At 39.4% G+C, this 23,185-nt stretch carries 14 protein-coding genes, 1 tRNA gene and 12 pseudogenes; 11 read left to right on the forward strand and 16 right to left on the reverse strand.

What is annotated here, in order from left to right:
• The first annotated feature begins 14 nt into the window (after positions 1-14).
• Positions 15-815: pseudogene (locus tag BTN49_RS21630) on the forward strand (IS982 family transposase).
• A 1,149-nt stretch (positions 816-1,964) separates the two neighbouring features.
• On the opposite strand, the gene prc reads toward BTN49_RS21630, so the two are convergent.
• The 4 genes and pseudogenes from prc to BTN49_RS21635 form a co-directional block, all read right to left on the reverse strand.
• Positions 1,965-3,974, reverse strand: coding sequence for a carboxy terminal-processing peptidase (prc, locus tag BTN49_RS01495; RefSeq protein WP_097355732.1), 2,010 nt, complete (start codon positions 3,972-3,974; stop codon positions 1,965-1,967).
• A 13-nt stretch (positions 3,975-3,987) separates the two neighbouring features.
• Positions 3,988-4,648: pseudogene (gene proQ / locus BTN49_RS01500) on the reverse strand (RNA chaperone ProQ).
• Positions 4,649-4,714: 66 nt separating this feature from the next.
• Positions 4,715-5,478 (reverse strand): annotated as a pseudogene (locus BTN49_RS14600) (IS5 family transposase).
• 564 nt (positions 5,479-6,042) lie between these two features.
• A pseudogene (locus BTN49_RS21635) lies at positions 6,043-6,548 on the reverse strand (IS982 family transposase); the annotation flags it as partial.
• 703 nt (positions 6,549-7,251) lie between these two features.
• Between BTN49_RS21635 and BTN49_RS01515 the strand changes: the two are divergent.
• Both BTN49_RS01515 and BTN49_RS17005 read left to right on the forward strand, forming a co-directional pair.
• On the forward strand, positions 7,252-7,734 hold the full coding sequence (locus BTN49_RS01515) for a YajQ family cyclic di-GMP-binding protein (RefSeq protein ID WP_097355734.1): 483 nt from the start codon (positions 7,252-7,254) through the stop codon (positions 7,732-7,734).
• Positions 7,735-8,132: 398 nt separating this feature from the next.
• Positions 8,133-8,757: pseudogene (locus BTN49_RS17005) on the forward strand (IS5 family transposase); the annotation flags it as partial.
• 7 nt (positions 8,758-8,764) lie between these two features.
• Here BTN49_RS17005 and BTN49_RS12615 read toward each other — a convergent pair.
• The 3 genes and pseudogenes from BTN49_RS12615 to BTN49_RS19930 all read right to left on the reverse strand — a co-directional run bounded on the left by BTN49_RS12615 (position 8,765) and on the right by BTN49_RS19930 (position 9,930).
• Entirely contained in the window at positions 8,765-8,968 is a 204-nt protein-coding gene (locus tag BTN49_RS12615) for a hypothetical protein (protein WP_146679004.1), read from the reverse strand.
• A gap of 6 nt (positions 8,969-8,974) precedes the next feature.
• A pseudogene (locus tag BTN49_RS19925) lies at positions 8,975-9,337 on the reverse strand (transposase).
• A gap of 317 nt (positions 9,338-9,654) precedes the next feature.
• The gene (locus BTN49_RS19930) at positions 9,655-9,930 is read right to left on the reverse strand and encodes a transposase zinc-binding domain-containing protein (RefSeq protein ID WP_190322100.1); all 276 of its coding nucleotides are present in this window, start codon (positions 9,928-9,930) and stop codon (positions 9,655-9,657) included.
• 133 nt (positions 9,931-10,063) lie between these two features.
• Here BTN49_RS19930 and BTN49_RS19935 point away from each other — a divergent pair.
• Positions 10,064-11,082, forward strand: a pseudogene (locus BTN49_RS19935) (IS256 family transposase); the annotation flags it as partial.
• A gap of 174 nt (positions 11,083-11,256) precedes the next feature.
• Here the strand turns inward: BTN49_RS19935 and BTN49_RS01530 are convergent.
• A tRNA-Val gene (locus BTN49_RS01530) sits at positions 11,257-11,333 on the reverse strand.
• Positions 11,334-11,591: 258 nt separating this feature from the next.
• On the opposite strand from BTN49_RS01530, the gene BTN49_RS13705 reads away from it, so the two are divergent.
• On the forward strand, positions 11,592-11,750 hold the full coding sequence (locus BTN49_RS13705) for a hypothetical protein (RefSeq protein WP_158523560.1): 159 nt from the start codon (positions 11,592-11,594) through the stop codon (positions 11,748-11,750).
• 333 nt (positions 11,751-12,083) lie between these two features.
• Here the strand turns inward: BTN49_RS13705 and BTN49_RS14605 are convergent, their stop codons facing one another.
• Together BTN49_RS14605 and BTN49_RS17010 are read right to left on the reverse strand one after the other, a co-directional pair.
• On the reverse strand, positions 12,084-12,245 hold the full coding sequence (locus BTN49_RS14605; protein ID WP_190322099.1) for a hypothetical protein: 162 nt from the start codon (positions 12,243-12,245) through the stop codon (positions 12,084-12,086).
• Between the two features lie 98 nt (positions 12,246-12,343).
• Positions 12,344-12,857, reverse strand: a pseudogene (locus BTN49_RS17010) (transposase); the annotation flags it as partial.
• Between the two features lie 680 nt (positions 12,858-13,537).
• On the opposite strand from BTN49_RS17010, the gene thrS reads away from it, so the two are divergent.
• From thrS to rplT, 4 genes are all read left to right on the forward strand, one after another.
• The gene (gene thrS, locus BTN49_RS01540; RefSeq protein ID WP_097355737.1) at positions 13,538-15,466 is read left to right on the forward strand and encodes a threonine--tRNA ligase; all 1,929 of its coding nucleotides are present in this window, start codon (positions 13,538-13,540) and stop codon (positions 15,464-15,466) included.
• Positions 15,467-15,469: 3 nt separating this feature from the next.
• Complete coding sequence (infC, locus tag BTN49_RS01545; RefSeq protein ID WP_097355738.1) at positions 15,470-16,015, forward strand: translation initiation factor IF-3; 546 nt, start codon at positions 15,470-15,472, stop codon at positions 16,013-16,015.
• 113 nt (positions 16,016-16,128) lie between these two features.
• On the forward strand, positions 16,129-16,323 hold the full coding sequence (gene rpmI / locus BTN49_RS01550; protein ID WP_097355739.1) for a 50S ribosomal protein L35: 195 nt from the start codon (positions 16,129-16,131) through the stop codon (positions 16,321-16,323).
• Between the two features lie 33 nt (positions 16,324-16,356).
• Positions 16,357-16,710: a 50S ribosomal protein L20 gene (gene rplT / locus BTN49_RS01555; protein WP_097355740.1), complete on the forward strand. Its 354-nt coding sequence runs from the start codon at positions 16,357-16,359 to the stop codon at positions 16,708-16,710.
• Between the two features lie 151 nt (positions 16,711-16,861).
• Here rplT and BTN49_RS18815 read toward each other — a convergent pair whose 3' ends face one another.
• The 3 genes and pseudogenes from BTN49_RS18815 to BTN49_RS17020 all read right to left on the reverse strand — a co-directional run.
• Positions 16,862-16,984 carry a hypothetical protein gene (locus tag BTN49_RS18815; RefSeq protein WP_263363892.1) on the reverse strand — a complete coding sequence of 41 codons (123 nt, stop codon included), beginning with the start codon at positions 16,982-16,984 and terminating at the stop codon, positions 16,862-16,864.
• A 332-nt stretch (positions 16,985-17,316) separates the two neighbouring features.
• Positions 17,317-18,054 (reverse strand): annotated as a pseudogene (locus BTN49_RS21640) (IS982 family transposase).
• Positions 18,055-18,137: 83 nt separating this feature from the next.
• A pseudogene (locus BTN49_RS17020) lies at positions 18,138-18,302 on the reverse strand (IS5/IS1182 family transposase); the annotation flags it as partial.
• A 13-nt stretch (positions 18,303-18,315) separates the two neighbouring features.
• Between BTN49_RS17020 and BTN49_RS21645 the strand changes: the two are divergent.
• A pseudogene (locus BTN49_RS21645) lies at positions 18,316-18,734 on the forward strand (transposase); the annotation flags it as partial.
• Here BTN49_RS21645 and BTN49_RS01575 read toward each other — a convergent pair.
• Positions 18,727-19,182 carry a tellurite resistance TerB family protein gene (locus tag BTN49_RS01575; protein WP_097355743.1) on the reverse strand — a complete coding sequence of 152 codons (456 nt, stop codon included), beginning with the start codon at positions 19,180-19,182 and terminating at the stop codon, positions 18,727-18,729. The pseudogene BTN49_RS21645 and the gene BTN49_RS01575 sit on opposite strands and share 8 nt — an antisense overlap.
• A 761-nt stretch (positions 19,183-19,943) precedes the next feature.
• Positions 19,944-20,211, reverse strand: a pseudogene (locus BTN49_RS17030) (IS5/IS1182 family transposase); the annotation flags it as partial.
• Positions 20,212-20,666: 455 nt separating this feature from the next.
• Here BTN49_RS17030 and BTN49_RS01585 point away from each other — a divergent pair.
• The gene (locus BTN49_RS01585) at positions 20,667-21,830 is read left to right on the forward strand and encodes a MalY/PatB family protein (protein WP_097355744.1); all 1,164 of its coding nucleotides are present in this window, start codon (positions 20,667-20,669) and stop codon (positions 21,828-21,830) included.
• 1,200 nt (positions 21,831-23,030) lie between these two features.
• Here BTN49_RS01585 and BTN49_RS19940 read toward each other — a convergent pair.
• Positions 23,031-23,185 (reverse strand): zinc ribbon domain-containing protein (locus BTN49_RS19940; RefSeq protein ID WP_146679012.1); only part of this gene is annotated, 155 nt, incomplete at its 5' end.

A 23,185-nucleotide genomic window follows, 5' to 3' on the forward strand; every position in this document is an offset into this window, starting at 1 on the left:
ACAAGGAATTAAGCATAAATAACTTAGATGCTGTTTTCGTCGATGTCGACGACTTCTGCCAGACTTTCCTCCCTACATTGGAGGAGCACCTAATTTCTTCCAGCATCAAACAAAGAAACAATCCTTCTCGCCTCTCCGTTAGCGAAGTAATGACGATAGTGATAGCTTTCCATCAATCTGGGTATCGAGACTTTAAAACTTATTACATCCACCTAGTTTGCCTATACCTCACCAACAAATTTTCTGAATTAGTCAACTACCCGAGAATGCTCAAGCTCATGCAAGGTGTTTTGGTTCCCCTTTACTCTTACCTCACTCCCTGTCAGGCAAGGCTGACAGGGATTGCCTTCGTTGATTCATCCAAGCTACAGGTTTGTTACAACCTATGCATTTTCAAACATCAGGTTTTTAAAGGTTCTGCGAAACAAATAAAAAGGAACGATAGGGTGGTTCTATGGTTTCAAATTACAGCTTATTATCAATGAGTAAAGGGGTATTATCTCAGTCAAAGTGATGATGGCTAACGTGGATGATAGATAGCTTGCATCGGAAAGGGTTGACGAGCTTTGGGTATTTATACGGAGATAAGAGTTATATTTCTAGTCCATTGGAGCAGGCACTTTCAGACAAGGGAGTGACACTGATAACGGGTGTAAAAACTATATCCCAAATCGACCATTCTCGGCACCGTAATTGCATCTGCTTTATAGTCAACTTGCTAGCGGGGTTTATCGCATATTCATTTCAACCAAAGAAACCGAGCTTCAAAGATGACTAGGTTTAATAAGAAAACGCTTATGCAGTTCTGCTGTTAACGGCGTTGTGGATCCCTAGATCCTTTAAACTCTCAATCACGTATTGAGATAACTGTATAACGGGTGCATTCGATGGCGTGAGCAGCACGCGGTCTTCTAAGATCTGCTTAATACGCACAAATCGCGTGCGATTTGTGTACCATACATCAGTGATGCTATGCTGCCCGTCATGACTAACGTCATTGACGATGTACTAAGCCTCGGACAAATAAGATTGCAACAGAATGTTGGTGTTCTTTTTGCCAAACAGATTATCTTTATCCAGCAAACTGTGCGTGGCAGAGAAACAGTCATCGGAGCTATCACAAAGGTACAGACCGTTTGGAGGCCATGCTGTCGATTGGTTTGAAAACGACAGAGGTCAATGCATATGATCTAGGCCTCCCAACCAGTCTTAAAGGGTCTAGATGATCGTGAAATATTGCTGCTTCTCTGCTAATAAGATCTTTGACTTTAGGACATCGTTTATTTTAGCTTTTGATTTACGGCTATCGAGCAGTAACGCGTCATTGGAAAATAATTCAAACACAATGCACAGCTCTTCACTCAAATCGACACCACTTTCCGCCCCCAGCATGATGGTAATTCGGATCCAAAACACGATCGTGTGTGTGCAGGGTGTCCTTGTCTCCATCAAATATGAAGTTCGAGGTATAATCGTGTTCTTTAAACGACGGTTTTAAGATATCAACGATCACACTGGACTACTGCACGTGATTGAACATGCTAGCCTAAAGGTCAAGTTGGGTGCGTACAAGCTGCCTGTGTAATATCCATCAATAATAATAGTATTTTTCTTCATAACGACACCTTACCCTACACTAAACATGTATTTTTTATATTTTTCAATAAGTCTAAAACTAGTTTTTTATGAAATTTAGCAATTTCATTCACGTAATTAACCTGAGCTGCGCATAAGAAATGAACTACTATACTCAGATCTCGATCTGATCGTTTTAATCCAATTATCAGTCGCAAAAAGACATTGTAAATGTATAATTTAATCAACAATGCCTCGCTAGACCATAAGTCTCTGAGTTATTATCTAAATTCAGGCTTAACGTGACTTGTCACTATGACTCGCAAATGCGATTCCAGTAAATACAACAAAAGGTCAATACCTTACACAATCACTTCTATGTGATAGTGCTACCTATTGCGTAATTTTGCCAAGTCCAAAGTAATTGCTGCCGCCTCATTCAAATAAGCATCAGGTTCCTCATAATTACTTGGAACTTCATCCAAGGTTATAAATGGCTCTTTACCCAAAGTTATTTGTCGATTATTTAAACGCTCTAAACGTTTGAGTTCAGCATCTTTGCGCTCATTAATCCGAGTTTTTTCGTTTAAAGATATTACAGTTCCATTTTTTATCTCTTTGGATCGAGCTATGTCTTCTAAGATGAAACCAAATTCAGCATCTTTCCTTATACGTGACTTGTGAACTTTATCCAAGGATACTATCAACTTATCCATATGCTCGACCACTCTATAAACAGCAGGCGCTATATTGTCCCAAAGCAGTGCATTTTCCTCTACGCTTTCACCAGTTTCATCTGGACGAACCGCGGTCGGAAATTTGATATCAGGGATAACCCCTAGGTTTTGCGTGCTTCCTCCATTAATCCTATAGAACTTTTGGATGGTGTATTGAACATGACCCAAAGGTTTATCAAACAAGTCGTACATATGGTTCAACGAACGATGTTGCTGAACAGTTCCTTTACCAAAAGACTGTTCACCCAAAATAACTGCGCGTCCATAATCTTGTAATGCGGCCGAAAAAATTTCAGATGCAGATGCCGAATAACGGTTAATCAGAATAGTTAGTGGACCCTCATAGTAAACAACTTTGTCGCTGTCTTCGTTTAGATCTACTCGTCCATGGCCATCACGAATTTGCACAATAGGACCACCTTCAATAAACAAACCGGTAAATGCAGAGGCTTCACTTAAGGCACCTCCTCCATTGTTGCGTAAGTCAATCACAATGCCACTAACGTTTTCTTTTTTTAACCTAGTAATTTCCTTTTTAGTGTCTTCTGCCAAACCAACATAGAAGCTATGCGCAGATATAACACCGATCTTTTCTACCCCTTCGTCGATAATTTCTGATTTTACCGCACGATCTTCCAATCGAATCTTATCACGAATAAGTATTACCTTATGACTTTTTGAATTTACTCCTTCTGGGGATATTTCAAGTTGAACCTTACTACCTTTTGTACCTTTAATGAGTTGAACTACATCGTCTAAACGCCAACCAATCACATCAACGACTTTTTTATCACTCTGACCAATACCAATGATACGATCACCTGGTGACAATTTTTGTGAACTAGACGCAGGGCCACCCGCAACTAGAGAGCGAATCACTATGTAATCATCTTCAACTTGAAGAACTGCACCAATTCCTTCAAGAGATAGGTTCATCTCTGATTGGAATTGCTCAGCATTGCGAGGAGAAAGGTAACTGGTATGAGGATCAATTTCACGAGAAAAGGAGTTCAGATAAATCTGAAAGACATCTTCACTCTTAGTTTGAGTGAAACGCTTTAATATATTATTATAACGTTTTCTCAATGTATCATAAATTTCTGTCCATTCTTTACCGACTAGTTTTAGATTCAAAGCATCGTTTTTAACGCGCTGACGCCATATTTCATTAAGCTCCGCTTCATTTTTTGCCCAAGATTGCTCACTACGATCAACGATCATTGTTTCAGAAACATCAAATGTAATTTCAGTATCCAGCAATGACAAAGCATACCTATAACGTTCCAAATGTTTTTGGAGTGACACATTGAAAATATCATACGCAGCAAGGGTATCCCCAACACGTAATTGATCATCAAACTCAAGTCTCCATTTTGAGAACAAATTGATCTCTTGTTGTGTCAAAAATAGCCTATTATAATCCAGTGCTCTTAAATAACGGTTAAAAATACCTGCAGAAAAGTCATCATCAAGCGTGAACTTCTTATAGTGAAATTTCTCAAAACGATGGGTTATTCGCTTGCTAGCAATCTTGTGTTGCGGTTCAGACACCAGTATAGGTAAGTAAGTGGTGTCATATTGTGTCTCTAAGGAATGGGCAAAGGCTGCCAGCATAATGCTGACAGCGATCACAGGAAAACAAATCCGAGAGGTAGATGTCATACGTCAAGGATCCTCATAATGAACTGAGGTGCTTCGCTTTTACTAGCATGGTCAAACCATTGGATAAACGTACGCGCACCTCATCTTTATTAAGTTCTACAATCTTAGCTGGAACCTTACCACTGCCCATATTAACATTAACAGCCTTACCTACAAGAATACCTTCAATCATCAGTTCGACCTGATCTTCTGATAACTCTCTATTTAAGCTTAGTATTTTTACCCTTCGATGGCTGGTACTTTGTTTGGTTATCGGTTGATTCATTAGATTTAGGTGTTTTATTAACTTTCCCGTTAACTTCTTTGTCGCCTTGTTTTATCGCTTTATCTTTACGACGTTCTGAAGCACGCGCTTTACTTTCAGCTAACGAAGTCTTAGCATGCTCAATGTGATCTTCCTCTAGCTTACCACAATCCTTGCCATCTAGATCAACACGGATTGCTCCTACTTTTGCGCCAGACAGGTAACGCCAAGACGATGTGTATTGACGTAGTGCCCCACGAAGCTGAGTTTTACTTACCTTTGGATCATCAGCAAGTCTTACAGACAAATCTTGAAAAATACCAATTTTCAGTGGACGGACTTCACTTCCAAGAGTGAAACACTTCGGAAACCGTTCAGCGATATAAACTATTACTTGTCTGCTGTTGGCAAACTTTTCAGTTTTTTTCATTTTGCTTCCTGTCTATTTCACAACGATGGCAACAGGTACTATTGATCTTTGCTGTACAAAACTCGTTCAACAATACAACGGTAGCCACATTACCATAAATGTCAGTGATACCATGCTGACATAATTTCTTTCCAATTTATCATATCTAGTTGCAAATAAATGATATGGTTTCATTCGCCAAAAGGCGTTTTCTACTCAATAACGATACTTATAGAGAAACCAGTCTATATCACTTTTATCGATATCTGCCCATAATTTTACTTAGCAATGACACTCTCTTCACCTTCAATATCTAGATATTTTCTGAATGACGTGCTGTCATGACCTTTATCAGCAACAATCGTATTGACTTCGGTCAGGTAGTCTACAAAACTTTCTCTGTGAACAATATCATGTCTTTGTCTTTCTGATAACTTGAAGTAGATAGAAAATTTATAACTGTCTACAGTTAAGGTGAATCTTTATCACATTATCGCCACAGCTTTCTCCATATTTGCTATATGGTATGGAGCCGTTACACCTGTACTGTGTTGATATTTTCGAGCAATTTAAGCATCAATAAGGATCCATTCAAAGTCAGATATTTTAGATGATTCTGTGAAGAGTTATCCTAAAATAGCTCTTTTAAATCAAAGAGTTAACCGTTGATATGCTCTGATCCACTCTCCAAATAAACGTAGTAAATTTCGCCATGAAATATCCGTTCACATCCGATAAAGGAGACCTTCAAAAATCATTCTATGTTCTGGCTGGTCATAAACACGATCAGCGCTCCTCATGAGTCGGAGCAACAGTTCCCAGCAATTATCAGTTAACAAGGTTCTAGGCATGGTGTTGTAGATTAGAGTATTTTTAGCGAAGTGATTATAACACTTAACCATGCTGATCGAGAAAAACTCAGCAAATATCAACACACCCTAGATATTGGGTACGACTTAACACATCAATTGCTGCGTATTTATAGATAGGTAGGCCTAAAAAACTACAAAGAAGATTAAATTTAGATGTATTTTTCTAATTCATGGATAAATCAAAGTAAGTCCAGTATCTTCAAATTTCACGTTTCCAAAAATACAACACGTTTACCCTTTAGATATAATGATAAAACAACTTCTACATAGTACAGTTACTATTATTGCCTGAATTCAAATCTGCAGTGCAGACACGTTCCAATCAGCTATTAATACCATTTCTTTTGAAAGAACGGCAGAATGATTAAACCCCACATATTTCTTATGCCGATGATTGATCTTTACTTGTAATGAAGGCAATATAGCTATATTAAAATAAATTGGCATAGTCCACATGCTGATAAAACATCTCGTCAATGGATCAGCGCTCTTTCCTTAACTTATAGACTGTACTTTTCCCATTTATCTTATATTGGGTTAACCTCAGATCTGCATAAGCGCTTGCTTATCAAGCCAAGTCATATTGATGCTTAGCTTCTTTGGTTGAAATGAATACGCGATGAGCCCCGCCAGCTAGTTGACCCTAAAACTAATACAACCACGTTGCCATAAATCGTTTCCGGAGCAGTAAGGAGGTCCTAAAGTTTCATCAGTTTGGGTTTCATATTTTTTTACACCCGTTATCAATATCACTCCCTTGTCTGCATGTTCCCCCTCTGATGGACCATTGATATAACCTTTGTCTCCGTATAAACAACCCAGATCTCGTTAGACTTTTCCGACACAGGCTTTCTATCATCCACGTTAGCCGTCGTCACTTTGACTGAGATAATGCCACCTTGGTCATTGATAATAAGGTATAATTTGAAGCCATAGAACCACCCCATGGTTCCTTTTCCTCGCTTCACGGTACCTTTAAAAACTTGATGTCTGAGAATACGTAGGTTGTGACAAACCTGTAGCTTGAACGAATCAACGAAGGTAATCCCTATCAGCCTTGCCTGACGATGAGTGAACCTCGGTTTACTAATGCTTGATTATAGTGTTTCCAGTTGCTGATCTTGTGCTTTCCCTTTCCCATCATCATCCTCCACTTAACTCCATGATGAACTAAGCGTAGGAATTATGATTAGTTCCTATATTTGAGAAATAACACCTGTGCATTTCACTTGACGGAGGGCGCTTGAATACATGACCATTCGTGTGATATCTGCTCAAGACTCCAATGGTTTAGAATTAGCAGATGAATAAAATCTCTTTAATTTGTTGTATCTTATATTTTTTTGCTCGTTGTCGATTATACGTCAGTAGATCTTGAGCAATTTTAGGGTAATAAGCACAGTTATTACTGTACCTTTTCAGTTCTCGATAACTGAGGAACAATGGCACTTGATTGTTTTTGCGATATCGTAGATTGTAATTTCCCTCTCCAAAAGGGCTGTATTTGCTATCTTCTTACCGTGGCCAACTGATAATAATTCATGGTAGTATTGTTTGTTTCTTTGAAAATGAGAGGGTACAACTTTTGGTAGTTGGCTTTATTTTCCACGTTACACTAGTAAGTGTTGCAGTTACTATCTAAATTTAGGCCGTTGTAGTGTTGAACGCGTTTTGTACAGCAAGGATCAATAGCCCTAAGTCAAATTAAAGTACAATTTTAGTACTTTCTTAAGTAAATATTAGGATAAGAATATGTATTCTTTCGACATCGTATCAGAGATTGATAACGTCGAGGTAAGAAATGCCGTTAATAATTCAAAACGTGAACTGTTAACACGTTTTGACTTTCGTGGAATTGAGGCCAATTTCGAACTCCACAAAGAGGTCGTTAAGGTATCTGCAGAGTCTGCTTTTCAGGTAGACCAAATGGTCACTATCTTACGTAGTAATTTAGTAAAAAGAGGGGTTTCCGCTCATTCTATGTCTCCAAAGGAGCGTATCCTTACGGGTAAAACATGTCATCAAAATATTCATTTTAAGAGCGGCATTGAAATCCCGATCGCCAAAAAGATTATCAAGAAGATTAAAGAGGAAAAGATTAAGGTACAGGCTCAAATTCTAGGTGATCAATTACGAGTTACAGGTAAAAGCCGCAATGCGCTTCAAGCAGTGATGCAGTTGATCCGAGAATCCGATTTAGGTCAGTCGTTCCAATTTGAAAACTTTCGCGACTAACGTTCAATGCTTAACTAGCCTCAGATCTGTATAAACGTTGTTTAAACCGAGTAATTTTACGACTAAAATTCCTTCTGTTGGAACGTATAAGTAATGAATCCAATAATCAGATTAACCATAAAGTACCCCCACTTCGTGTGGTCTAAAATACCTTATTTTGGATATGTTTTTAAGTCGATCAAGGATTATTATCAATGCTAAATCGTTTTCTCAGCATCAGACGATCCCTGATCTTCATCCCCTTTGATTTCATGTTCTTCCGTGTATTACGTGAGGAAATTAACTAATTTCTTTACGAGTATTTCTTCAAGGGGATAGATAAGCGTTGTTCACCAACTATCTGAATTAATTGCAATTCCTACGATAAGATCATCAATGGAGTTCAGCGGGAGGTGATGATGGGAAAGGGAAAGCACAAGATCAGCAACTGGAAACACTATAATCAAGCATTAGTAAACCGTAACTCAGTCACTTGCTGGATAGACGACCCTGCCATTAAGGCATTGCCTTGTTTAAAGCATCACGGTCATTGTGCCCGTGGTTTATATTCTCAGATACCGCGATTGAAATGGCACTGATAGTGAAAGGTATTTTCAAGCTCCCACTTCGTGGATTAAAAGTGCTTTCTCATGTTCAGTTTTTACGTTGATGAATGTCCCGCTGAAATCCCCTACAAACCCCTACATTAGTAATGCGTTTGAAGAACGTAGAAGTTAAGTACCGTTTGCTTAGTTAAGGAGTTGTCGCCTACGTCGTTATTGATGCCACATTCCTAAAAGTATACGACGAAGGTGAATGGAAAACGCATAAACACGCAAAGGAAAAGCGTTGTATCTGGTGCAAACTCCATCTTGCCGTTGATTTGTCTACTCATGAGGTTATTGCTGCAGAAGTTAGCCTAGTTTTTGTGGGTAACAATGAGGTTTTACCTATATTGCTTAACACATTACGACGAAATAACAGCAAGTCAGTACTGATGGAGCCTATGACACAAGAGCATGTCACCACATACTGAAGAACAAAAACCAGATCAATTACCACTATCTGAAACAAATAAATCGAAGAATACACCATGCTTTGGGTGGGAGATCCGAACCAACTCCATCCCTCTCCAACGAAACACATATTTTAAGGGATTACGACCTGTTACCTCTTCGAAAAACTCTACATAGCTGATACGTTTGCTGTAGCTCATCATTGCATCCACCAAGTCTCCTGCTATCCCTGCTATCACTTCATATCACTTCTTAAAGCTCACTGTCGCTTGAAGGCCATAATATCTCACGCGTCGAAATCTTTTAGGAAAAATGTGCTGAACCAGCCTGCCAACAAATACCTAATCATCCACTGTCTCATACCTTTTCAACTTTATTTTATGTGATTTGTAGTAATACCTGACTTGATGACCGTCATACCCAATTATCCTAGATAAACCTATCAGCGGGAATGACAAATAGTTGGTTAGGTATCGTATTAACCCTCGGTAGCTTTTGCTTGGGACTTTATTTTTATGACCATTGCTAAGATGAGCATAAAAACCATCAGGATAATTAACCCATAAGGTTCTTATGACATATTTACGCGCCGGAAATTTAATCTCCATTAACTTCAATAAGTGTTTTGCCAAAGTAATCGTAACTGAGATAACGATAAATGCTGAAACCCTTTCCAATCCTAGTTTGAAGTAAAGAATGTACCTTCAGCCAGTATCACATGTGAATACGGATTGTAGTTGCCATTACGACTATGGGTATGGATGAAAACAATGACGGTAATTTCACACGCATCAGTATTACAGTGCGTCTAAATCAACTTTGATAAGCAGGCTTCCGCCAAGACCATAAACCAAGAATACAAACGCTTTTGATTGGAGTGATTATAGAAATAAATACAAAGTTACTCAGGCAATGTTAAGACAACCTACCGATAGCTCACTCCAAGAAACAGGCGGACGCCTATTTTGACCATACTTTCCCGTGCATAACGCTTTCCAAATTGCGGATAAGCTTTCCACTTACAACTAAAGTTAACTTTATGTTGCCCTTGACCGCAATTCAAAACTTGGTAAGTGGCAAAGCCATTTTTTGAGCTTCCACACTTCAACATCTTAGCAATCTTCAAATGATAATAATCGGTGTAATAACGAGGATGACTGGATACGAATATGACCAAATTCGTAGTGAAAATACGTTTCAATCGAAGCAGCTTCGATTTGATATCTTTGAAATTTATTCATGCCTTTTATCTGTTCGATCATGCTAAATATATCACAGAAAGGAACATGCCTTGAGCCCCACTACATATAGTTTATGGGAGAAAATTCTTAGGTGAAAGAATAGGGAGCGGGATCAAGTTCAATAGCACCCTAGTTCCGCCCTATTTCAAGCGAACCAAAAATATAAAAAAGCTTATCCCTTGGCTCTATCTTCGGGGGATCTTCACCGGAGATATGCAGCCAGCCCTAGAACCGCTCTTAGGTAATTAAGTCAAGGGGTTGTCAACAAACAGTGTTTCTCGACTCAAGTAGCAGTGGGAAGCAGCTTACGACCAGTGGCGTAAACTCGACCTAAGTAAACGGCGGTATGTCTACATTTGGACCGATGGTATTTACTGCAAAGTTCGGATAGATGACAAGCGTTACCTGCTTGTTGTCATCGGCGTCGATGGTGCCGGACACGAAGAAAGTGCTAGCCGTTATCGATGAGATAGTGAGTCTAAGGTCAGTTTGCTTGAAGTTCTGTCACAGCTAACGTACCAAGATATCAGTATCGCTCCTGAACTCGCCATTGGTGATGGCGCTTTAGGTTTTTGGAATGCAGTGACAAAGCATTGGCCAACACGCGTCATCAGCGCTGCTGGGTACAAAAAACGGCCAATGTATTAAACAAAGTCCCAAAATCTGTTTAACCAAGAATGAAATAATCGCTTCACGATATCTGGATGGCGGAGACACAAAAAGAGGTACATAAAGCCTTCGGACAGTTCGAAACGAAATATGGTGATAAATATCCCAAAGCAGCGGAGTTCCTGACCAAAGACAAAGTGGAAATACTGGCATTTTACGATTTTTCCGTTGAGCAATGGATACATATTCGAACGACAAACTCCATTGAATTAATGTTTGCAACGGTGAGGTTAAAAATGAACAAACCCAAGAATTTTTGAAGCTGAAAAACAACACTGGCAATGGTTTGCAAACTGATGCAAACCGCTAAGGTTAACTGGCGTAGGCTGCGAGGCTTCAAATTACTCGCGGATATCATCAAAAGCGTGAAATTTAGAAATGGCATTCGTGAAACAAACATCAATCATCAGGATACTGCTCTGGAAGCTGCACACCAGATTTAACCATAGCTCATGCTTTACAGGCCTGATTTAATCAACAACACTAAATGGCACATGTATCAGAATAATTCCTCATAAATAAATTTGCAGGATGGTAAAATATAGCTGACAGCAGTGGGTTGAAATAAGTAGTCAAGATACTTGGCTGTTCGCTTTGAGTAGCGATCTTTCTCAGTTTGGTACACCTAACTGGACTCGAACCAGCGACCTCTACCATGTCAGGGTAGCACTCTAACCAACTGAGCTATAGGTGTAACTACCATGCTCCTAAAGTTCTTATCACCTTGTGAACAGGATGCATACTAGCGAGTAGGGGCAATGCACGCAAGCGTAAACCTGCACTTTTTTAATTTGGGTATTCCTTTCTACTACTTCAGTACATAATTCGATGCATTTTACGTCATAATTTTTTATTTTCAATAAACATTAATCCTCCCATAATAAATGAAGTAAATGCCCAAATAACGATCTGACCGTTTGAATCAAATTATAACTCTTAAAAGGACTCTAGCATGAATAAGTTAGACGTTGTTTCTACCGATATAGAGAAATTTTATCAGCTTTTCCTCCCTGTTTGGAAAAAACACCGTATTTCAGGTGTCAAAACAGTAAATAAACCTTCTCGCCTTTCAATCAGTGAAATTATGACGATTAAACCCTACGTCATCTAAAAAACAGAGGTCTTGTATCTTAAGTTACCATCAAATACTCTAAACATACAGTTAGGAGAGTGCTACCAAAGACTAGCTCTACCACGTGTATTGAGGATGTATTCTGTCTTGACAATTCTCTCATTGCTGACTTCGTTGACGTCAGTTTCCTTGGGTAAAAATTGACTTATCAGACCATTGGTATGCTCATTCAACCCACGACTAATTGACCGATACGGTCTGGCAGAACAGATAAAAGGCATGAATGAATTTCATCTGATCAGTCGAGCTAAATGTATCACAAAAAGGGACATACCTTAAGCCCTACCACATATAGTTTCTGGAAGAAAATTCCTAGGTGAAAAAATAGAAATTCGCGTCTGTAATTTCAGCAACCTCTTCATGACCGACGAACTCTGTACCTTTATCCGATGTAAGGGTCTTGAATTCATGGAAAGTGGAATTTACAATTTTAACAAACGTCTCCACCTCTGTACCCGCCTTCTTATAGGGCATCTGTTTGAGTCAGCAGCGTCTATTTGCTTTATCCACCACGGTGCGTTGTTGATTAAATCAAACCTATAACGCACTGCTTCCAATCTTTTTTTACAGTCTTAATTTTTCTGCTGGTGGACAGGCATACCGAGTCTTATAACCTTTATTCATCGCTTTCACATTTGCCAGAGCTTCACCAACTTGAGAATTATAATTACGAAGAGTGCATTTAGAGCTTAGCGACTGTTTATACCGAAACATTGCTGTTTCAGCCAATGAAAGTTTGTGATAATCCCTGTCCTTTTCTCACTCCATAAGTTTATCATTTTTCAATACCTTTACAGCTTCATTTCTAGGATGGCCTTCCTTCCAGTATCTCTCGTTGCTTCGAGGTGGAATATTGGGCGTTATTCCTTTGTTTTTAAGTACCTAGTGACATGTTCTTATGTCATAGACTCAATCAGTACTGACTTGCTGTATCTTTCGTCGTAATGGGCTAAGCAATGTAGGTAAAACCGCATTATCACCCATAGCAACTAGGCTAACTTCTGCAGCAATAACCTCATGAGTAGACACATCAATGGTAAAATGAAATTTGCGACAGATACACCGCTTATCCTTAATCTCAGATCTGTATAAGAGCTGAGGTTAATTAGTAAGGGTTGAGTTGATGTCATCCTCTAACAATTCCATATTTTCAAACAGTACTAATATGCTGATAAAAACCACATTTAATATCAACGGTTGCCATAACGATCACATCTAAAATAAGCATTCTAAGTGAACCCTATCAAAGGGTTTAACTGGGTTTTGTACATTTCCCCACACGATAGTGAATTCATATCTTATTCACTTAAAACCAGAAACGCCGACTGATCCAACCACCATAGGGAACAGTTCAAAGCCGGTGGACACAAGTTCTACCTTATCTTCCTATTTAGATTCGATTGGCATAAAATGCAGATTTCCCTGATTTAGTTCTCTGGATCTTTTAAGTTTCAGTTAATAGTCTGTTCGTATACTCTTCCTGAACTGGATTGAATCATGTTTCGGTATATATCTCATATTTCACACAGTGACTTCTATGAATATTGAAAAGATACACCAACTTTAAATCTCACCCTGTTGCGTAATTTTATTGCGTAGTTAAAATTTTACTTCGATTATCGTGTATTTATTTCATTTTGATTAATCTCAAAAAAGACACAAAAAATACTTTCATTAAGTACGCATTACGAAATTGCCATTTTTAAAGCGTATAATTGGTACAGGTGCTACTTCGTGTGTAGCATCACTGTAAATAGGATAACTAAATGCCTGTAATTACTCTTCCTGACGGCAGTCAACGTTCTTACGACAACCCTGTTTCTACTCTTGATGTTGCTTCTGACATAGGACTTAGCTTAGCCAAAGCATGTATTGCGGGTCGTGTAGAGGAGACACGTGTTGATGCGTGCGACCTTATTAAACATGATGCAAAACTGGAAATCATCACTGCTAGGGATGCAGATGGACTTGAAATTATTCGTCACTCATGTGCTCACTTGCTAGGTCAAGCGATTAAGCAACTGTTCCCAGATGTGAAAATGGCGGTTGGTCCAACCATAATTAGTGGTTTTTATTATGACGTTGACCTTGACCATTCTCTAACACAAAAAGATCTAGATGAACTTGAACAGTGCATGAAAGATCTGGCAAAAACGAAATATCGAGTCATCAAAAAAAACGTGAGCTGGCAAGGAGCACGTGACATATTTGAATCCCGTTGTGAACCGTACAAAATTAAAATTTTGGATGAAAACATCTCGCGTGATGACTACCCAAGCCTTTATTACCATGAAGAATACATTGATATGTGCCGTGGTCCGCATGTGCCGAATATGAGTTTTTGTCAAAACTTCAAGATCTTGAACGTTGCGGGCGCCTACTGGCGCGGTAACAGTAACAACAAGATGTTGCAACGTATCTATGGTACAGCTTTTTATGCCAAGAAGGAGCTTAAGGATCATCTTATTCGCATTGAAGAACGCGCGAAACGTGACCACCGAAAACTGGGTAAGCAACTTGATCTGTACCACATGCAGCCAGAAGCCCCTGGCATGGTATTTTGGCATCATAACGGCTGGAACATATTCCGAGAACTAGAAAAGTTTATTCGTGAAAAGTTGACTGAATACGATTATCAAGAAGTAAAAGGAACACTGATCATGGATCGTGCTCTTTGGGAACGTTCTGGTCACTGGGACAAATATTCGGATTACATGTTCACGACGCAGTCAGAAAGTCGTGAATATGCATTAAAACCAATGAACTGCCCAGGTCACGTCCAGATTTTTAACCAAGGACTAAAGTCTTATCGTGATTTACCACTACGTATGGCCGAATTTGGTAGCTGTCACCGTAACGAACCTACAGGTGCTCTGCATGGTTTGATGCGTGTTCGTGGTTTTACTCAAGATGATGCTCATATTTTTTGTACACCCTCTCAAATTCAAAAAGAGGTTATGTCATGTATATCAATGGTTTATGACGTATATAAGACCTTCGGGTTTAAAGCAATCGTTGTAAATTTATCCACTCGCCCAGAAAAGCGTGTTGGTTCAAATAAAATGTGGGATCTCGCAGAGGCTGCATTGGCTGAAGCACTAGAATATATGGACATTAAATTCGAACTCCTAGAAGGTGAAGGTGCATTTTACGGTCCTAAAATAGAATTTACACTACATGATTGTTTGGATCGTGCGTGGCAGTGTGGTACTGTTCAACTCGATTTTTCGCTTCCTGAACGTTTGGGGGCAATGTACGTAGGTGAAGATAACGTACGTCATACTCCAGTCATGATTCATCGCGCAATTTTAGGTTCTCTAGAACGTTTTATCGGTATTTTGATCGAAGAATACGCGGGGTATTTCCCCTGCTGGTTAGCTCCGAAACAGGTTGTTGTAATGAATATCACGGATAACCAAGCTAAGTATGCTCAGGAAATAGCGAAAAAACTGCAAAAATCAGGATTCAGAGCATCATCGGACTTGAGAAATGAGAAGATTGGCTTTAAAATCCGCGAACATACTTTGAATCGTGTACCTTATATGCTAATCTGCGGCGACCAAGAAATGGAAGCTGATGGGATAGCAGTACGTACTCGTAAAGGTACAAATTTAGGTAAATACAAAATTAAGGAATTTATTTCTCTGCTTGAGAACGAAGTTCGCACCAGGATGCTCAATATTTTGGAGGAATAAGGTATTAAAGGCGTAAAAAAAGCCCCCGCTAGACAAAATGCTCATCGTTTGAACGACGAAATCATTGGTGTGACTCAAGTTCGTTTAACTGATATTGACGGTGAAGCAGTTGGTGTTGTTTCAATCGAAAAAGCTATTACAATTGCTGAGGAAGCAGGGGCAGATTTAGTTGAAATCAGCCCCAATGCTGAGCCGCCTGTCTGTCGTGTGATGGATTACGGGAAGTTTGTGTACGAAAAGAGCAAGGCTGCGAAAGAACAGAAGAAAAAGCAAAAAGTTATCCAGGTTAAAGAAATTAAATTCCGTCCTAGTACCGATATTGGCGACTATCAGGTGAAACTCCGCAACTTAGTCCGTTTTATTGAAGAGGGTAATAAGGTCAAGGTCACTATTCGATTCCGTGGTCGTGAAATGGCACATCAGCAGATTGGTGTTGATGTTCTAAATCGACTGAAGTGCGATACGACTCATATCTGTTTGGTAGAAAGTTTTCCAACAAGGATTGAAGGTCGTCAAATGATTATGGTTCTTGCGCCAAAAAAGAAGTAATTTCGGTATACAATATAAGTAAGTGGTGAGGGCTATGTCCTTGGGCGTAGCACCTTTAGTGCGCTAAATTAGATTAATATTTACAACATGCATGCAATGCGGAGTTATTCATCATGCCTAAGATGAAATCAAAGAGAGGTGCAGCTAAGCGTTTCAAAAAAACTGCTGGCGGCTTCAAGTTCAAGCACGCGACTAAACGTCACATTCTGACTAAGCGTACTACTAAGAACAAACGGCAACTACGGCCAAATGCAATTCTACCTAAGTGTGAAGTTGCAGCGGTTGTGCGTATGCTCCCGTACGCATAATTTTTCTTAGTTTTTCTGCGAAGGAGAGAGTCGATGGCTCGCGTAAAACGTGGTGTGAGAGCTCGTGAACGTCACAAGAAAGTTCTAAAACAAGCTAAAGGTTATTATGGTGCACGCTCTCGTGTTTACCGTGTAGCTTTCCAGGCAGTTATTAAAGCGGGTCAATATGCTTACCGTGACCGTCGTCAGAAGAAACGCCAATTCCGTCAGCTATGGATTTCTCGTATCAATGCTGCGGCTCACGAAAACAGTCTATCTTACAGCTGTTTCATAAACGGTCTAAAGAAAGCGTCGATTGAAATCGATCGTAAAATCCTAGCTGATATAGCTGTATTTGACAAAGTGGTATTCTCTGTGCTTGTTGAGAAAGCAAAAAGTGCTCTGTAGATTTACAGAAAAGGAGCGCCCAAGCGCTCCTTTTCTGTCTAGTACTATGTGGTTCCCTATTTCTGTAAACATAAATCTAGAAATTGTTAGATTCCCCAGTGTTATTGATAAAATATGGCCTATAACGCACTGATTCAGGTTTTTTATAGTCTTAATTTGTCTGCAGGCGAACAAGAATACCGAGTCTGAGAACTTTATTCATCGCTTTCACATTTGCCAAAACTTCACTAACTTGAGCATTGTAATATAGGATGAGTAGTTTAAGGCTAAGCAACTGTTGATAACGAAATATTTCTGTCTCTGCTAATGAGAGTTTGTGATAACCACTGTCCTTTTTCTACTCCTCCTGTTTGTCCTCTTTTAAAACCTTTGCAGCATCATTTCTAGGATGCCCTTCCTCTCAGTACCCCACATTGCTTCGAGGTGGAATACTGGGCATTATTCCTTTGTTCTTCAGTACGTGGTGATATGCTCTTGTGTCATTGGCTCCATCAGCACCGACGTGCTGTATCTTTCATCGTAATGGGTTAAGCAATGTAGGTAACCTCAGATCTGCATAAGCGCTTGCTTATCAAATAGAATCATCTTAATGCTAGGTTTCTTTGGTTAAAATAAATACGCGATAAGCCCTGCCAGCAAATTAACCATAAAGCTGACACAACTATGGTGCCAAGAATGCTCAATTTTGGATATGTTTTTTTAACACCCGTTATCAGTATAAATCCCTACTCTGAAAGTTCCAGCGCCAATGGATCAGAGATATAAGCTTTATCTTCGTATAAACATCCCCAAAGTTCGTTAGCCATTGCCGGCACAGGCTTCCTATCATCCACGTTAAACGTGATCACTTTGACTGAGATAATGCATACCTTGATCATTGATCATAAGGTGTAATTTGAAGCCATAGAACCATCACATCGTTCCTTTTTCTCGCTTCGTGGCACCTTTAAGAACCTGATGTATGAAAATACGTAGGTTGTGACAAACCTGTAGCTTGGATGAATCAATGAAGGCAATCCCCGTCGGCTTTGCCTGACGGTGAGTGAGATAAGAACAAAGCGAAACCAGATCACTTTGCATGAGCCTGAACATTTGCGTGTCGCTAACTAATTCAGGAAATTCGTTGGTGAGGTAGCGACAAACAAAGTGGATGTCATAGGTTTTGAAGTCTCGATACCCTGATTAATGGAAAGCTATAACTATCGTCATCACTTCGCTAACTGAGAGGAGAGAAGGCTTATTTCTTTGTTTGATACCGGAAGAAATTAGGTATTTTTCCCATGCAGGGAAAAAAGTTTGCCAGAAGTCATCAACATCGACGAAAACAGCGTCTAAGTTATTCATGCCCAAGTCCTTGTGCAGTCAATAGTTTATTTCAAACGATCAGATCGCGACTTGGGTATTTAGTTCATTTCTTATGCACAGCTCAGGTTAGGTAAAACCTCATTGTCATCCACAGAAACTAGGTTAACTTCTGCAGCAATAACCTCATGAATAGACACATCAACGGAAATATGAAGTTTCCGCCAGATATACTGATTTTCTTTACGATGTTTACAAGTTTTCCATTCACCTTCACCGTATCCTTTTAGGAGGCATTGAGGGTTTGAAGGGTTGACTAAACGAGATAAATGGACGATGGGAGGGTTCTATAGCTTTGAACTTCATCTTATCATCAACGAGCAAGACGGTATCTTTACGGTAAGGATAACAACATCCAAGGTTGATGACAGAAAACCAGTGCCTGATATAGTCGATAACCTCTGGGGATCACTCCATCAAGACAAAGGTATATATCAAGCTCCCTTAGAAATACACTCACCGAGAAATGAGTTAGTCTCATTAGGAATACACGGAAGCACATGAAACAAAAGGTGATGAAGCTTTGGGATCGTCCTATGTTAAGAAAACGATTTATCATCGAGACAGTCTTTGAACAACTAAGATACATATCCAAAATCGAGCGTTTTAGGCACCGAAGTGGGGGAAGCTTTATGGTCAATTTGTTTACCCTGCTTATTTAACATTAGCCTGTACATCTAACTTTGCTTTAATAAATAGGGTATGATCTAAGTAAAGCAACTCCGCTGTTTTTCTGATAATAGACTCTTCCAATGGATCTAATTTACCATCTGAGTAAGCCACTTCCCACATCGCCTTAACTAAGGAAAAACGCTGACTTTGATTGAGCTGTCGGAGTTTGTCGGTATATTCATAAAGTGATACAGACTCTCTAGCATGAACTTTCGCCTCATTAATCAATATATTCGCCGCGATCTCATCCATGAAGAGCAACGTGCTAAGCATGCGCGTCTTAGCAGCGGTTTCTCGTTCATCAGGTTCGTAGTCCGAACTTGAGACCTCACAAAGTAAACCTGCCACAGCGCGCTGACACAACTGTCTGTTTGAAAAGGTGTTTCCACCATCTTCTATAAATACTTCTCTCAAAATAGAGGATAACTTTGAAAACATGGAAATTACCTAACTTATCACTATCTACAACTTTCTCATAGGATATTAAACATATAACACTTCACCTAATACGGCAACTCTTACAGAGAAGGTTATTGATGATAGGATATTCATATTGATTTTCACCCGTAACACAGTATTCAGTGGACTAAGACCATTTGAACTCTTTAACAGGCAAGCCTGTTTCCTTTATTATTTAACACTAAGGAATATCATAGTTTTTGGTCGTATGAAAGGGTTAGATTAGAAAACAAGTTTTCTTATTTCCAAAACCTTAGAACACCGTTCAGCTAAATAAAAGTCAATCATCGACCGTGTTAGCCTATTTTTACTTCCTCAGACGCACCTATCCCGTACTTGAATATTCAGCCACCCTCATATGGACCTGAATTAACCTAAGCTGCACATAAGAAATTAACTAAAGGCCAAAGTCGCGATCTGATTGTTTGAAATAAACTATTGACTGCACAAGGACTTGGGCATGAATAACTTAGACGCTGTTTTCGTCGATGTCGATGACTTCTGGTAGACTTTCCTCCCTGCATGGGGAGGATACCTAATTTCTTCCGGTATCAAACAAAGAAACAAGCTTTTTCGCCTCTCAGTTAGCAAGGTAATGACGATAGTGATAGCTTTCCATCAATCTGGGTATTGAGACTACAAAATCTATGATATCCACTTTTGTTTGTCGCTACCTCACCAATAAATTTCCTGAATTAGTTAACCTCAGATCTGCATAAGTGATTATGCAGATCTGAGGTTGGGTTAAGCAATCTAGGTAAAGCTTCATTGTCACCCATAAAAACTAGGCTAACTTCTGCAGCAATAACCTCATGAAGTAGACACATCAACGTCAAGATGCAGTTTACGCCAGATACACCGCTTCTCCTTACCGTGTTTACGCGTTTTTCATGCCCCTTCGTCGTATACTTTTAGGCCTGTGGTATAAATAACGACGGGAGCGATAGCTCCTAGACTCGGCAAACGGTACTTAACTTTTATGGTCTTCAAACGCTTACTAATTTTTGATTATATTGTTTCTGGGTGCTGATATTGTGCTTGATCTTTCCCACCATCACCTCCAGCTTAACTCCATGATGATCCAATCGTAGGAATTGTAGTGAGTTCAGATATTTGGAAAAATATGTCCCATGGAATACCAATTCATATCCAATAGAGAATACCTTCAAAAATAATTCTATGTTTTAGCTTTTCATAAAAAAGCTAGTACTTTTGATTAGTTAAAATAACAATTCTCGAAAATTATCAGTTTAAATGGTTTAAGGCAAGGTATTGTAGGTTAGGTTGTTTTTGGCGAAGTGATTATCACACTGCAGCATGCTGTTTAAGAAACACTCATTAAAGATCAACATGCTTTACCTTCCAACAACTTACTTTGCAAACAAAAAGGCTATTAAAGTCCTTTACCTCTATACATCGCTTTCAGTAAGCTAGATCTTCTTTTTACTAACAGGAAGAATGGCATGGATTCTGCCTTACAATCTATTAATTATAACTTTGATGTCGAAATCGACCGGACTAACAGTAGTAGCAATAAATGGGATAAGTATAGAGATCAAGATATCTTACCAATGTGGGTGGCTGACTGCGATTTTAAATCACCCCCATCAGTTATGAAAGCATTGCATGAACGTATCGCACATGGTGTATTTGGCTACACACACGCATCCGAAAGACTCACTAATTTATTCATTGCCCGCATGGCGGATAAATACAACTGGCATGTTGAACCAGAATGGGTAGTATATTTACCAGGTTCAGTATGTGGGCTTAATCTGGCTGCACGCGCATTAACAGAGTCAGGTCAGACCATTATTAGCCCTAGCCCAGTTTACCCACCATTAATATCATCTGCAAAGTTTGCAAATAAACCACTGATCAAAGCCCCTGTTGTACTGAAAAATGGTAGGTGGTTACCTGATCATGAAACCGCCGGAAAACTGCTAACAAACCAAAGTGGTCTCTTACTAGTGTGTAATCCACTCAACCCTGGTGGCACGGTCTATCGTAGAGAAGAGTTAGAAGCTACCCTCTCCTTCGTAGAAAAATACAACTTGTTTGTTTGTTCAGATGAGATACACTGCGATCTAATCCTTGATAAACACTTGACTCACATTCCGTTTGCCAGTCTAAATAAAAGTGCAGCGGAACGCTGCATCACACTGATGTCACCGAGTAAAACCTTTAATATTGCAGGATTAGGCGTATCCGTCGCTATCATTCCCAACAATGAACTTCGCCAACGTTTTATTAAAGTGAAACGTGGAATTGTTCCGAATGTAAACGTATTGGCATTTACTGCAGCAGAGGCTGCTTACGCATATGGTGAAGGGTGGTTACAGGCGCAAGTTCGTTACCTCGCTAACCACCGCGACCTGCTTAAGGAGGAAATCAATGCACTGCCAGGTACAACACTTGAACACATTGAAGCCACTTATCTAGCATGGATTGATTGTAGTGAGTTACCCGTAAATAATCCCCACCAATTTTTCGAACAATCTGGAGTGGGTCTCTCACCTGGAATTGACTTTGGTAACCGAGCATTTGTTCGACTTAATTTTGGTTGTACGCGTAAGACATTAGAATATGCACTGAACAGAATGAAGCATGCTGTATTTGCTCTTTAAATATGTAAATATCGCTCAAAATAGATATTCCTATTTATCATCAAAGATGACTATTCTGATAACCTAGTATATAGGAGCATTTTGGAATCAAGTAGAATACAGTAGTTCAGATCAACACCATTGGCTTCCGTAATTTGTGTTATGTTGTCATGAATTCTTTTCCCTGTGGTAAGTATACTTCCAAATCTGCCCTACTTTACTAATACTGCAATTCCTCTGTAGACTACGGCAGCATTACCCGCCACGAAGCATACGAAGAGTCGGCCATCTATCGAACATGTCTACATTTTACAGCGATCCAGACTTACCTTCGATGGAAAAAGAGTTTTGTTGATAAGTATCGATATCTCTCATAGAAATCTGTTACACCAATAGTATTGAACATGATAAACATAGCACCTAAATATACCAAAATAACTTAAATAGTTGCAAACAAAAATTGAGCAATATCCTCTCTGGAATCGTGGTTTTTTGAAGTAAACGTTGTTCATAAACCCTTAATTCATCACCTTCTAGAGCCTTTCCATCGAGTTCAGATTCAAACTTTAAAGCAGTCAATTATGTAACTCGATATCGAAAATTAATGCGATATTCTCTTACTAAACCACTTCGGTGATATCCCGCTCCATTTAAGATTATATGCAACATAGAAAACTTTATTTGAAATATCAAAAAATGGAGCGCGCCAATAATATTCAAGCAACTGTAGCTCACCTACAGAGTAAGAGGATGAGTGCTTAATTTTCAACTAGCGCTTTAAATCTAGCCTGTACTATCCTGTATAAATAATCAATATGCACCTCGGAAGATCATTGTTTTCGTGGAATGCTCATTTTTCTTGCTTCTCTAGGAACACGAGGATATTCAATCTGATGTAACAAGTACACGTTAAATTCTAAGCTGCGTTACCACGATATATTTGGTAGCCCCCTCACTCAACGCTGTATCCAACGGAGCCCTTCACCAGATGGATCTTTATTAGGTAGGCATGAGGTCAAACACATCAGGATAAGGATAATTTCGTATTACAGAAGACGACAATGTCGTGGGTAGCATACAGTGACGATAGCCAACTCTTCTTGCAGCTCTCCACCACTGACAGTCTGCATAAGCGGAACTGATTCCCTAAAGCAGATCTACTCATGTTTTATGCATGTACGTGACTACTCCTCGCCCTAATCGGGCGAGGCTTCTTGTTTCTTAGGCCGCAACTCGTTCGTGACGAGATTTACGCAAGCTTCCACAAGCAGTAACGACGTGTCCCGCCGCTTTTATTTCAATTATTCCTTGATGCTGAATATTCAAGGCTGCATTAATATCTCGGTCATGTTGAATGCCACAGTTAGGGCACTTCC

Origin of the sequence: Candidatus Enterovibrio escicola (genome assembly GCF_002464935.1) — a bacterium.
Taxonomy (GTDB): Bacteria; Pseudomonadota; Gammaproteobacteria; order Enterobacterales; family Vibrionaceae; genus Enterovibrio; species Enterovibrio escicola.